The sequence below is a fragment of the Mesorhizobium sp. M0991 genome (assembly GCF_040318915.1).
Classification (GTDB): Bacteria; Pseudomonadota; Alphaproteobacteria; order Rhizobiales; family Rhizobiaceae; genus Mesorhizobium.
In genome coordinates this window covers 47,855-59,033 of sequence record NZ_JAMYNE010000030.1, presented here as the reverse complement: position 1 = coordinate 59,033, position 11,179 = coordinate 47,855, and the positions used below count along the sequence as shown (strand labels likewise).

Below are 11,179 nucleotides of genomic sequence, written 5' to 3'. Positions count from 1 at the left end.
GCCTCCACTCCAGCCAGCATCTTGAATCACAAAACAGATAAATCTGGAATCCCCTTTGATTCCGTCAAAGGGGGAACCGCTCTAACGCTTCCGCGTCAGCCGCGCGGCGAGCTGAATTCGGTATCGAGCGTTTCCGGCCGCTGGATGACGGCGAACTCGATGGCGACGCCATCTTCGAAATGACGCACCACCTGGCCGCGCATGGTGCCCAGCGTCACCTGGACGCCGATGGCCGGCTTGACGTCGATCTCGATCGCCGCGCCCGACAGCGACAGGTCGATGATGCGGCACTGGTACTGCCGTCCGTCGGCAAGCTGCAGCACGCTCGTCGGGTTGCGCGGTGCGACGCGTTCATGGCGGCGGTCTTCCGGCAGGTCGAGCTCGTGCTTGTTGGCAAGCCAGGTCAGTTGCGCGGCGAGCTTGTCCCTCTTGCGCTCCGACGCGATGACGGTCATCGCAAAGCCATCCTGCAGGGTGCGGGTGATGACGCCTTCGATGCGGCCGATGTGATCGATATAGGCAATGACCTTTTCGCCAGCCAGGCCGGCGCGCTCGGTGCGCAGCGCAACGTTGCCAGGCGACATGTCGACCACCTGGCAGGGATGTTCGGTGCGGTCTTCCAGCATGAAGCGTCCGTAAATCTTCACGCGGACGCGCTGAAAGTTACGCCTTTCAGCTTGGGACGGCGCATGGTCGACCGCCGCTGACCTCATCACTGCCATACCCCGTTCGGCATTCCGCGCATGGATGCGGGGAATTTCAGCGGAAAACTACAACAAAGCAGGTTAACAAAGGGGAAAGCCCGGCGCTGTTGCTTTAATCTTTGGGCATCATTCCTCGCGTCCGCCGTCGAAGACGACCAGGTGACGGATGCGGCGGGCCTGGCCGAGCGCCGAAATCGTCTCGGGCGGGTCGAATTCCGATGGGGCGAGCGAGGGAACCTCTATCGCCGGCCGGTTCTTCAGGAACATCGGCTCCTTGTCGGGATCGACGACACGGATCGAATCGATCAAGGCGTCGAGGACCGGGTCGGCACCCAGCCAGAAAGGCTTTTCGACGGCGCTTATCACGCCGAGGCAGCGCGGGCTCTCGACCCCGCCGTCGAGCGGCAGCGCGAGCAGCTCGAACCTGTTGGAGCGACCAGTGCGGCTGAAACCCTCATAGGTGATGAGGGCCACCGATTTCAGGTCGAAGACGCCGTCGGTCAGCTTCGAAATCAGCCGCTGGTCCTTCTCGCGCCACAGCGAAGGGAATGAAAACCCCTTGAGTTCGCGGCCATAGACCGCGCAGAGCCTGGTGCCGGCGAGCCGGAACACCGCTTCGCCGCGCGTGTCCTTTTCCAGGATGAACGTGTCGGCCAGCAGCGACTTGATATCGGCCGGTTCGACTTCCGAGCGCTTCGGGGCAGGGCGTCCGTCACGCAACCGGTTCCAATAATGGAACAGCGTGATCGATCCGGTCTGGTTCATGCTAATGCTGCTCCGCGCATTCTGTCTTCTGATGTCCCATCGGTGAACAGAAGGGCGCCCTCCGAAGACCTACATGCGTTGCGGAGCAGGATGCGTGCCAGCATCGTTAATACTTGTTCACGGGTCGGGGCGGTTAAGGTTAACAACTGGTTTACGTTGCGTGCCTGCCAGGCCTGTGGCACACCAAAACCACTCCAGAAGCAGTCGTTTTGCGACGATCGGCAGCACTTCAGTCAAGAGTTCGGGGGAGCAAGGGGGCTCGACCAGCCGTTCAAGGGAAACCTTGGACGGCTTCTTTTTTGATTCGGGGCTGCTGATTCGTCGTTTGTGATTCGGTTGGCCGTGATCTACATGCTCGCGAAGTCCAATCCAGCGACTGAGTGCAAGCCATATGAGCGACCCAGAAAGCCCACCGGAGATCGAGCAGGGCCAGGGTGAGCCTGTCGCCCGCGAACCGGAGCAGCGCCGCGAACCGGTGTTCAACCTGCCGCCCGTCGTGCTGGCGGTGATCGGCATCTGCGTCCTCGTCTTTCTGATGCAGCAGTATGTGCTTAGCCAAGACCAGCAGCTGACACTATTGTACGACGGGGCCTTCATTCCTGTTCTCTATACTGGCCAATACGGCTTCGACTGGTTCCTGTTTTCTCGGCCCTTTACGTATGCCTTCCTGCATGGCGGCTTTGCCCATCTTGCCATCAACATGGTGTGGCTTGCGGCCTTCGGCTCACCGCTGGCCAACCGCTTCGGCGCGCTGCGCTTCAGCCTGTTCTTCGCCGCGACCGGATTGGCGGCGGTGGCGCTGTTCTGGGCCATGCATCCGCTTGGCGAGGCGCCGCTGGTCGGTGCCTCCGGCGCGATTTCCGGCATGATGGGCGCGGCGGCACGCTACGGCTTCCGTATCGATCGCTCGTCGGGCAAGGCCGCCTTCGCCGGCCAGCCTTTGCCGATGGCGGCGGTGCTGCGCTCGCGCGGCGTCGTCACCTTTCTCGCCATGTGGATGGTGATCAACCTCGCGACCGGCCTCTTCGGCCTGGCGCCCGGCATTGACGGCCAGATCGCCTGGGAAGCCCATATTGGCGGCTTTCTTGCCGGCTTCTTCGGCCTGCGGTTTTTTGATCGGCGAGAGCAGGTGCCCCGGCAGGCGGACGAGCCGGAGACCTGAGACCTCCGCACTTGAAAAGCAACCGATCGCGGCGCACCATGTTCATCCCAGGGAAAAGCCGGCCAGGGCAGGAGCCGGCAAGGAAATGCAGAGGAGGACGCCATGACTGTTAAGGCAATTCTCGAGGCAAAAGGCCACGACGTGGTGACGCTCGGGCCGAACGAAAAGCTCAGCGAAGCCATCCGCATGCTTTCCGAACACAGGATCGGCGCGCTGGTCATCACCAACGGCGATCACAAGATCGTCGGCATTCTTTCCGAGCGCGATGTGGTGCGGGTTCTCGCCAAAGAGGGGGCCGCGGCGCTCGACCTCGCCATCCGCTCGGCGATGACGCCCAAGGTGAAGATCTGCAATGAGAACCACACCGTCAACGAGGTCATGGAGATCATGACCAAGGGCCGCTTCCGCCATCTGCCGGTGGAAAAGAACGGGCTGCTCGACGGCATCGTGTCGATCGGCGACGTGGTCAAGCGGCGCATCGAGGATGTCGAGCGCGAGGCCGAGGAGATCAGGGCCTACATCGCCACGGCATGAGGCGACGGCGGCCGGGTTGCCGGCCATTGAATCTTTTCAAGCCGCTATAGCAGTCCATCGCGGCAGGTGCGGGCCTGTGCCGCGTCGGCGCCTGCGGCTTTGCGCTTGTCTCTTTTGGCGGTTTGCACTAGCGAAGTTGCACATCAAAATATGCGTTCTCGCATATCCGCAATTTCAATATGCAGGCCCTTATGAGCATCATCGATACCCGCACGCCCGACGCCAAGCGCCTGGTTCCCGGCGCCACCGGCGACTGGGAGATCATCATCGGCCTCGAGGTCCATGCGCAGGTGACCTCACAGGCAAAGCTGTTTTCCGGCGCCTCGACCATTTTCGGCGCCGCGCCCAATGCCAATGTCAGCCTGGTCGACGCGGCGATGCCCGGCATGCTGCCGGTCATCAACGAAGAATGCGTCAAGCAGGCGATCCGTACCGGGCTGGGCCTGAAGGCTGAGATCAATTTCAAATCGGTCTTCGACAGGAAAAACTATTTCTATCCTGATCTGCCGCAGGGCTACCAGATCTCGCAGTTCAAGCAGCCGATCGTCGGCGAGGGCAAGGTGATCGTCTCGGTCGGCCCGGACCGGCAGGGCGAGTTCGAGGACATCGAGGTCGGCATCGAGCGCCTGCACCTTGAGCAGGATGCCGGCAAGTCGATGCACGACCAGCATGCGACGATGTCCTATGTCGATCTCAACCGCTCCGGCGTGGCGCTGATGGAGATCGTCTCCAAGCCGGATATGCGCTCCGCCGATGAAGCCAAGGCCTATGTCACCAAGCTGCGCACGATCGTGCGCTATCTCGGCACGTGCGACGGCAATATGGACGAAGGCTCGTTGCGCGCCGACGTCAACGTCTCGGTACGCCGGCTCGGCGGTGAATTCGGCACGCGCTGCGAGATCAAGAACGTCAACTCGATCCGTTTCATCGGCCAGGCCATCGACTATGAGGCGCGCCGCCAGATTGCCATCCTCGAGGACGGCGGCAGGATCGAACAGGAAACGCGGCTGTTCGACCCCAACAAGGGCGAGACGCGCTCGATGCGCTCCAAGGAAGAAGCGCACGACTATCGCTATTTCCCCGATCCCGACCTTCTGCCGCTGGAATTCGACCAGGCCTATGTCGACGCGCTGGCAAAGGACCTGCCGGAACTTCCGGACGCCAAGAAGGCGCGGCTGATCACCTCGCTCGGCCTGTCGACCTACGATGCCTCGATCCTGGTTTCTGAAAAGGCGATTGCCGATTATTTCGAGAAGGTGGCGGCCGGGCGCGACGGCAAGCTCGCCGCCAACTGGGTCATCAACGACCTCCTGGGGGCCTTGAACAAAGCCGGCAAGGATATTGAAAACGCTCCTGTTTCGCCCAACCAGCTTGGTGCCGTCATCGACCTGATCAAGGAAGGCACCATCTCCGGCAAAATCGCCAAGGATCTGTTCGAGATCGTCTGGAACGAGGGCGGCGATCCGCGTCAGCTGGTCGAAAGCCGCGGCATGAAGCAGGTCACCGATACCGGCGCCATCGAAAAGGCGGTGGACGAGGTGATCGCAGCCAACCCAGACAAGGTCGAACAGGCGCGCGCCAAGCCGACCATGGCCGGCTGGTTCGTCGGCCAGGTGATGAAGGCGACCGGCGGCAAGGCCAATCCGCAGGCGGTCAACGAGCTGGTCAAGGCCAGGCTCGGGATCGAGTAGGATGTTCGTCCGTACCGCCGGCGAGCGCGATCTTGCGGCGGTACGCGCATTGCTGATCGAGACCTGGCATGCCACCTATGACGCCATCTACGGCGCGGCGCGGGTCACCGAAATCACCGATGAATGGCATTCGATTGCCGCACTCAAAGCACGGCTGACGCGGCCGAACTCGGAGTTCCTGCTCGCCGACGACGGCAAGAGCATCGGCGGCATGGCCTTCGCCGCCGCCACCACGGATCCCGGGATCGTCATGCTGAACCAGCTTTACGTGCATCCGGCCTGGCAGAGGCAAGGCATCGGCCAGGCGCTGCTGGACGAGATCGAGGCCAGCTTTCCGGAGGCCCGGACGCTGCGCGTCGAGGTCGAGGAAGCAAATGCTCCGGCCATCGCCTTTTATCGCTCGAGAGGGTTCTTGCCCGCCGGCAACACGGCCGATTGCGGCGGCGCCTCAGGATTGCCGGCGCTGGTTTTGGAGAAGGCGATCGGCTAGCTCGTTCGCCTGGCGCTCAGTTGCGTTTCACGGGCAGGTTGGAGCAGCCGGCAGCGAGAAACTCGCACGGCAGGCTGCCGCCGCCACCCGACGTGTGCGGGGGCGTGGCGGCTTCGATTTTTTCCACCTCGTAATATTTCGAGGTGACGCCCCATTTTTTGACGCCCTGGCACGTCGAGCGCAGGCCAACCTCCGTCGCCTTTGCCGCAGTCTTGAAATACGTGGTGATCCTGCAGGATTGGCTGACCGGCAGCGCGTTCGCCGGGCTCGTGACCGGCGGCAGGAAGTTCGGGAAGGCAAGCAGCGAGATTGCCGCAATGATCCGGACGGCGGGCATGGTGTGGGGAAAGTGCAGCATCGTTTGTCTCCATCGATGGCGCCGCTCGCTCGTGGCGCAGCGGCGCGTTTGTTCCCGCAAGATCAGGCCATGAAGCCGGCGCTGCCGCATCGGCCGCGCGGGAGATGGCGGGAACCGCCGCCGTCATCCGCGAGCGGCCGCGTCAGGGCGTTTTCGGCTTGATGAGCGTCTTTATCGGAACAGCGACTTTTGGTGGCCGGACCGTACTGGCCCCACCGTCGACGGCCAGCCCGCCGCTGTTGAGATAGCGTACCGTATAGTGCAGCTCATAGCCCGGAACTCTGATCCATGTAGGCTTGTGATTGAACTGGTCCGGAGGCCTCGAATACCACTTCGGGATCTGCATGATCTTGGAACCGGCACCGAATCCCGCAGTCTTGGCCGCTACTGCGAAGGCGCTGTCTCTGGGATCGTTCGGCGGCTGATCGACATTGCCGATGACGACCAGCGAATCGTATTTTCGCGCGTCGAGCTGTACTGCGGGAAGGTTCAGCGCAGCCACGTCGCCTTCGCGCATCGTCAGCGCCTTCTGAAGGCCATCCTCATTGGCATAGACGTTGAGGTTTATGGCCTCGGATTCCGCATAGACGACATTGTTGTGGAAGTCGCGGGCTGCCAGGCGTGTGAGGCTGTCGAAGGTCACTTCTATCGTCGGCTTGGCTATGGCGTCCGTCACCACCAGGTTGCGTCGCGGCACCGTCCAGAAGATGAGATCATCGTCGGTGGCCTGCGTGCCGGCATCGGAGCCGTCTATGGCCGAGCATTTCGAATTCGGAACCGGCGTCGTCACCGGCAGGGGTGCCGAAAACGAGCTGCGTACCTGGGCGTCGATGTAATTGCCGACGTTGAAAACGTCTTCGAGGATGTTGCCACCTTCGAAGCTCGCCGGGCCGGGTTGCGAGCGGATGATGACCTGGCTGGAATCGGTCTGCCAGCCGCTGCAGAAGACGTTGACGTCTATGGGAATGCCGATGTGGCGGTCGGAGGTCACCGGGATCGAGACTTTGATGGTCAGGATGTAAGGAACTTTGACAAACCAGCTGTTCGGCTGGTTCAGCATCTGCGTCGCAAAGCGCGACGGCCGCCATTGCTTCAGCGATTCGATCGATGCGCGCGACGATCGTCCCTGGGCGGCCAGCTGTGCGTTGGTGGCGTCGACCTTGGCTTGCGCCAGGTTGCGGACGGTGTTGGTGATCAGGAACACGCCGAGTTCAGCTTTGCAGGGCCTGTTCGATTGTGTGGGGTTGCATGGGGCAAGTGCCGCACTGGGAACCGGCGGCCCCGAAGGCGGCGGCTGGGCGGCCGCGGTGGCCGCCATCAGGCAGAAGAACAGCATCGTGCAGGTTTTCAACATGGTATCCTCGCTCTGTCGTTGGAAACCACCCTCCGCCTAGACAGCAGCATTTCTTCGATGGCGGTTCATCGCCCGCACGGGGGATGAACCGCGAAACGTCGGGCGGGCCCAGCGACGTTGAGCCGCCGCCGTCCTTTCGGATCGGATGGCTACTGCTTCACGGCGCCTTCGGTTGTCGCCTTCGGCGCGACGACCTTCGGCTTGGGGGTTTTCGGGCCTGGGTCGACTACCAGTGCGGCCGTGCAGGAGCATTTGCCCGAACCGCAGTTCAGGTCGCCCTTGCACATTTTGGAATGCCGCATGTCGGTGCAGTCGGCGGTCCCGGAGCAGGAGCAACTGCCTTGCCCAATCGTTCCGGACTGACATTTGAAGCTCCATACCGGATCGGCGGCAAGGCCGGCCACGGCGAGCGATAGGACAAAAAGCATCGTCGAGATAAGCTTGCACATGAATACCTCCCGGTTCTATCGAGCGATGGAACCACGAAGCAGCAACGCCTTCATCTCCCGCGTGGGGGACGAACTCGCATACCGGTGACGATCGTCAATGCTGTCCCTTCAGCACGACGAGATAACCGCGTTCGACGCGAAGCCGGAACGCGATTTGCCCTGCAGTGCCGGGATCCTTGGAAACTTTGTCGATGACATAGCCGCTGGGATGCGAACCAAGCCATTCTTCCGGTTTGTCGGTGCTTTCGAACGGCCTTTGCAACCGGGCCAGGAAGCCGACTTCGCCTTGATAGTCGAAAGCCACGGCCCAGTCCGCATCCTTTCGCTCGTCGATGAAGTTGGCGAGCGGCGTCAGGTCATAGCGTTTGAACGCGGTTGCCGATGCCACCGCGTGGCCGATGCCGAAAATGACAAGCATGACGACGGCCGAGCTCTTCAGCCTGGCGAGCGGGATCTCCGCCATGAAATAGCCGAACAGGATGACCACGAACGGCAACATCGGCACGACATAGTGGGGCTGCTTGCCAGATATCGCGCTGAACACCAAGAACACGGCAACGAACGAGAACGACAGCAGGCGCAAGGCGCGCAGATCCGGCGACTTCGCGTCGATCAGGCTGCGTATCCGCGTGCGCAGCTTCAACCGCCAGACCTCGGGTATGAAGATCCACGGTATGAACATGACCGGCAGCAGCAGCAGATAGAAATAGAACGGCCGGCCGTGCGAATTGCGCAAATTGCCGGTGACGCGCCCCGCCGACTGGTTCCAGACGAGATCATAGACGAAATTGCCTTTTGTCAGGATCGTCGCCGGCACCAGCCAGATCGCAACCGGAATCAGCGCGGCGAGCAATGCCAGGCCCACTCCAGCGAGGAAGTTCGGTGTCGCCAGTCCCGCCCGCCGGTCGCGCCAGAACGGGTAGAACAGGATGGGCGCGCCGATATGGATCAGCACCACCGGGCCTTTCGTCAGCACGCCCATGCCGATGAACAGCCCGGCCAGAACGGCCTGCCAGCGGTTGCCGCTCCGGGCAAAGGCAATCAGCGACAACAGCGCGGCGAGCACAAAGACCGTCAGCAACAGGTCGAACAGGATCAGCGTCGAATAGATGACGAACACGCTGCTTCCGGCGACCAGCCAGGGGATGCGCCGCGCGATGTCGTCGCGGCCCGGAAACAGGGTCTTTGCCAACGCCGTGGTCAGCCAGATGACGAGCGAGGAGGCGGCGAAGATGACCAACATCGCCGCCGGCCGGCTGGCGCCGAAAACGGTCCAGACAAGGTCGATAAGCCAAAACAGCAGTGGCGGCTTCTGCAGATAGGGCGCGAAATTCATCGTCGGGACGAAGATCTGTCCGCTCAGATACATTTCCCAGGTGACGCTGAGATATCGCGTTTCGTCGACGGGCAGCAGTGGCCGGAAAGCGACCGCGATTACGATCAGCCCAAGCAAAAAGAGGTAGGGGAGCAGCCGCTCGGTAGATGTCGGTGTCAAAGGTCGAGATCCGCGCCAGAAACCATTTTCTTTCCAGCCGAGCATAGTGCCGCGTTTCTGGACCGCGAACGACCGCACCATGATTTTGGCCGAATTGCAACGTTGCCGGTTTCGTTTCGCAGATTTTGCGGACGATGGTCTTAAAGGCTTGGAAAACTGACCGGCCGAGCCTTTTGGACCGCCGCCGGTCCGGGGAATCTGCGCAAATTAACTGGAGCGCAACGGCGGCGACAATTCCCGCATCAAGAGTTCGAGCTCGCGCTGATCGCCGGTACCGGTCTTGTCGAAGATCGTCGCCAGCTGCGACTTGACGGTGCCGTCCGAGACGCCGCCGGCCGCGGCGATTTCCTTTCGGGTCAGGCCGGCGGCAACGTGATCGGCAACGCGCCTTTCTGCCGCGGTCAGTCCGAACAGCGCCGCAATGGCGTCCAGCGCCGGGATTGGTGCCGAACCGGCCGCAGCGATGAAGATTGCTGCGGCGGCGCGCTGCGAGATGCGCGCCGAGATTTCACGCCGCGCCAGCGGCATCACATGGGCCACCGCCGGAACGGCCGTCTTGGCCAGGGGAATGTTGATGCCGCAAGGTCCGAGCGCGAATTCGTCGCGCGTGCCGAGCTGGACGGCGCGGCCGATCGCGGCATTGGCGTTGGCATAGGTGAAGGAAAGCTGGCCGCGCACGCAAGCAACCGAAATGTTTTCGGCGAGCAGCGCTTCGGCTGACGGGTTGGCGAAGATGATGGTCATGTCTTCGGCGACGATCAGCACCGGATGGTCGAGGCTTTCGATGATGGAGCGGAAGATTTCGGCCTTCCGCCGCTCGGCCTCGAACAGGTCGCCGATGGTCACCGCGCGCCGCACATGCGGCGCCAGCAGGCAGACAAGCTCGAGATCCTCGCGGGAAATCTGGCGCCTGTCCTTGTCGGTCACCACCATTAGCGTGCCGATCCGGGTCGGCCGCTTCATCAACGCCACCCAGAAGAAATCGTCCAGGCGGTTGGGTTGCACCCATTCGCGCACGATGCGGCTTTCGAGCCATCTCTGTCGCGTATCCGGGCCTTGCAGGGCGTAGATCGAATCGACGGTGAACGGCACGTCGATCTCCATCTTGGGAACCGCCGCATAGAACGGCACTTGCGAGCCGTAGTCATGCTTCAACGGCTCAAGAACTGCGGGATCGCCGCAGGACACCGAAAACCGCGCGGAACTGCTGATCGTGTCGATGACGGCGAGCATGGCAAGCTGGCCTTCCGCCAGGCTGCAGATGGCCTCGAGTGTCGCCTGCCAGCGGTCGACGTCGGCAATCGAATCGTAGATCGCCTCAACGACCTGCGGCAATGCGCGACCGGCCGTGCCCGCCAGCGATGACATGAGCCCCTCTCATTTGCCGTCCTTGAGGCAACGAAGCATCAACTCCTAGAATAACGCTGCGTAAGGTCGCCAACAACCCATTTCATCTGCTTCGGGCGGACGCGAAAATCGCATGAACGTTTCGCTTTCCCGCCAGCCATTTGCTCGCCGGTTGCGGCAAGACCCTTGCCTTCGCAATGCCGTGACGCCATAAGCAGGAACAGGCGCCGCCGCAGCCGCCGCGAGGACTTGCTACAAGGACTTGCCACGAGGATTTGGATGAAAACTTTCCTTCTGCAGTTTTTCACCTGGTGGAACAGCCAGACATTGGGAACGCGCTTCCACACCTGGCGGCATGGCAAGAAGGTCGGGCAGGACGAGGTCGGCAACGTCTACTATGAGGGCGGCGTCGATTCGGAAGGCCGCACGCGCCGCTGGGTCATCTACCGCGACTATTCGGAAGCCTCGGCGATTCCGCCCGGCTGGCATGGCTGGATCCATCACCGTGTCGACGTTGCGCCGCCAAGCGAAGACTACAAGCCACGCGACTGGCAAAAGCCGCATGTGCCGAACCTCACCGGCAGCCCCGCAGCCTATCGGCCGAAAGGCTCGGTGCTGACCAACCAGCATCGTCCGCAGGTGACGGGCGACTACGACGCCTGGACGCCTGGTTCGTGATCGATCGCCGCGACACGCGCGCGGTCTCCACGGGCGCGGTCCCCACGGGGCGGTCCTTTGTCGCCACAATTGCTGTTTAGCTGTTTGCTGATCCGACAGCAGCAACTAGCCTTGGCGTTAAGAGAATCACCCGGGCGCAAACCACCGGACCT

General features: G+C 62.1%; 12 protein-coding genes. 5 read left to right on the top strand and 7 right to left on the bottom strand.

Features of this window, described 5'->3' with window-relative positions; genetic code table 11:
* Positions 1-95: 95 nt before the first annotated feature.
* Both NKH70_RS29345 and NKH70_RS29340 read right to left on the bottom strand, forming a co-directional pair.
* Positions 96-713 carry a PilZ domain-containing protein gene (locus NKH70_RS29345; protein ID WP_352720739.1) on the bottom strand — a complete coding sequence of 206 codons (618 nt, stop codon included), beginning with the start codon at positions 711-713 and terminating at the stop codon, positions 96-98.
* Positions 714-830: 117 nt separating this feature from the next.
* Positions 831-1,469, bottom strand: coding sequence for a PAS domain-containing protein (locus NKH70_RS29340; protein ID WP_352720741.1), 639 nt, complete (start codon positions 1,467-1,469; stop codon positions 831-833).
* A 391-nt stretch (positions 1,470-1,860) separates the two neighbouring features.
* Between NKH70_RS29340 and NKH70_RS29335 the strand changes: the two genes are divergently transcribed.
* From NKH70_RS29335 to NKH70_RS29320, 4 genes are all read left to right on the top strand, one after another.
* Positions 1,861-2,631: a rhomboid family intramembrane serine protease gene (locus tag NKH70_RS29335; RefSeq protein WP_352720744.1), complete on the top strand. Its 771-nt coding sequence runs from the start codon at positions 1,861-1,863 to the stop codon at positions 2,629-2,631.
* Positions 2,632-2,733: 102 nt separating this feature from the next.
* Positions 2,734-3,165 carry a CBS domain-containing protein gene (locus tag NKH70_RS29330; protein WP_023717464.1) on the top strand — a complete coding sequence of 144 codons (432 nt, stop codon included), beginning with the start codon at positions 2,734-2,736 and terminating at the stop codon, positions 3,163-3,165.
* A gap of 191 nt (positions 3,166-3,356) precedes the next feature.
* On the top strand, positions 3,357-4,856 hold the full coding sequence (gene gatB / locus NKH70_RS29325; RefSeq protein WP_352720746.1) for an Asp-tRNA(Asn)/Glu-tRNA(Gln) amidotransferase subunit GatB: 1,500 nt from the start codon (positions 3,357-3,359) through the stop codon (positions 4,854-4,856).
* A 1-nt stretch (position 4,857) separates the two neighbouring features.
* Complete coding sequence (locus tag NKH70_RS29320) at positions 4,858-5,346, top strand: GNAT family N-acetyltransferase (RefSeq protein ID WP_352720749.1); 489 nt, start codon at positions 4,858-4,860, stop codon at positions 5,344-5,346.
* Between the two features lie 16 nt (positions 5,347-5,362).
* Here the strand turns inward: NKH70_RS29320 and NKH70_RS29315 are convergent, their stop codons facing one another.
* The 5 genes from NKH70_RS29315 to NKH70_RS29295 form a co-directional block, all read right to left on the bottom strand.
* Entirely contained in the window at positions 5,363-5,704 is a 342-nt protein-coding gene (locus NKH70_RS29315) for a hypothetical protein (RefSeq protein WP_352720751.1), read from the bottom strand.
* Between the two features lie 142 nt (positions 5,705-5,846).
* On the bottom strand, positions 5,847-7,058 hold the full coding sequence (locus NKH70_RS29310; protein ID WP_352979171.1) for a hypothetical protein: 1,212 nt from the start codon (positions 7,056-7,058) through the stop codon (positions 5,847-5,849).
* A 149-nt stretch (positions 7,059-7,207) separates the two neighbouring features.
* Positions 7,208-7,507, bottom strand: a complete 300-nt coding sequence (locus NKH70_RS29305; RefSeq protein WP_353026756.1) for a hypothetical protein — start codon at positions 7,505-7,507, stop codon at positions 7,208-7,210.
* 94 nt (positions 7,508-7,601) lie between these two features.
* Entirely contained in the window at positions 7,602-9,002 is a 1,401-nt protein-coding gene (locus NKH70_RS29300) for an ArnT family glycosyltransferase (protein WP_352720757.1), read from the bottom strand.
* Between the two features lie 207 nt (positions 9,003-9,209).
* Positions 9,210-10,370 carry a helix-turn-helix transcriptional regulator gene (locus NKH70_RS29295; RefSeq protein ID WP_352979169.1) on the bottom strand — a complete coding sequence of 387 codons (1,161 nt, stop codon included), beginning with the start codon at positions 10,368-10,370 and terminating at the stop codon, positions 9,210-9,212.
* A 258-nt stretch (positions 10,371-10,628) separates the two neighbouring features.
* Between NKH70_RS29295 and NKH70_RS29290 the strand changes: the two genes are divergently transcribed.
* Positions 10,629-11,027 (top strand): NADH:ubiquinone oxidoreductase subunit NDUFA12, encoded by a 399-nt coding sequence (locus NKH70_RS29290; protein ID WP_023674818.1) that lies wholly within the window; start codon positions 10,629-10,631, stop codon positions 11,025-11,027.
* Positions 11,028-11,179 lie beyond the last annotated feature (152 nt).

Excerpts from the sequence above, each read along its gene's own strand:
- NKH70_RS29295 (WP_352979169.1), bottom strand. The coding sequence starts at position 10,370 with ATGTCATCGCTGGCGGGCACGGCCGGTCGCGCATTGCCGCAGGTCGTT.
- gatB (WP_352720746.1), top strand. The coding sequence starts at position 3,357 with ATGAGCATCATCGATACCCGCACGCCCGACGCCAAGCGCCTGGTTCCC.
- NKH70_RS29315 (WP_352720751.1), bottom strand. The coding sequence starts at position 5,704 with ATGCTGCACTTTCCCCACACCATGCCCGCCGTCCGGATCATTGCGGCA.
- NKH70_RS29310 (WP_352979171.1), bottom strand. The coding sequence starts at position 7,058 with ATGTTGAAAACCTGCACGATGCTGTTCTTCTGCCTGATGGCGGCCACC.
- NKH70_RS29330 (WP_023717464.1), top strand. The coding sequence starts at position 2,734 with ATGACTGTTAAGGCAATTCTCGAGGCAAAAGGCCACGACGTGGTGACG.
- NKH70_RS29340 (WP_352720741.1), bottom strand. The coding sequence starts at position 1,469 with ATGAACCAGACCGGATCGATCACGCTGTTCCATTATTGGAACCGGTTG.
- NKH70_RS29320 (WP_352720749.1), top strand. The coding sequence starts at position 4,858 with ATGTTCGTCCGTACCGCCGGCGAGCGCGATCTTGCGGCGGTACGCGCA.
- NKH70_RS29290 (WP_023674818.1), top strand. The coding sequence starts at position 10,629 with ATGAAAACTTTCCTTCTGCAGTTTTTCACCTGGTGGAACAGCCAGACA.
- NKH70_RS29345 (WP_352720739.1), bottom strand. The coding sequence starts at position 713 with ATGAGGTCAGCGGCGGTCGACCATGCGCCGTCCCAAGCTGAAAGGCGT.
- NKH70_RS29335 (WP_352720744.1), top strand. The coding sequence starts at position 1,861 with ATGAGCGACCCAGAAAGCCCACCGGAGATCGAGCAGGGCCAGGGTGAG.
- NKH70_RS29305 (WP_353026756.1), bottom strand. The coding sequence starts at position 7,507 with ATGTGCAAGCTTATCTCGACGATGCTTTTTGTCCTATCGCTCGCCGTG.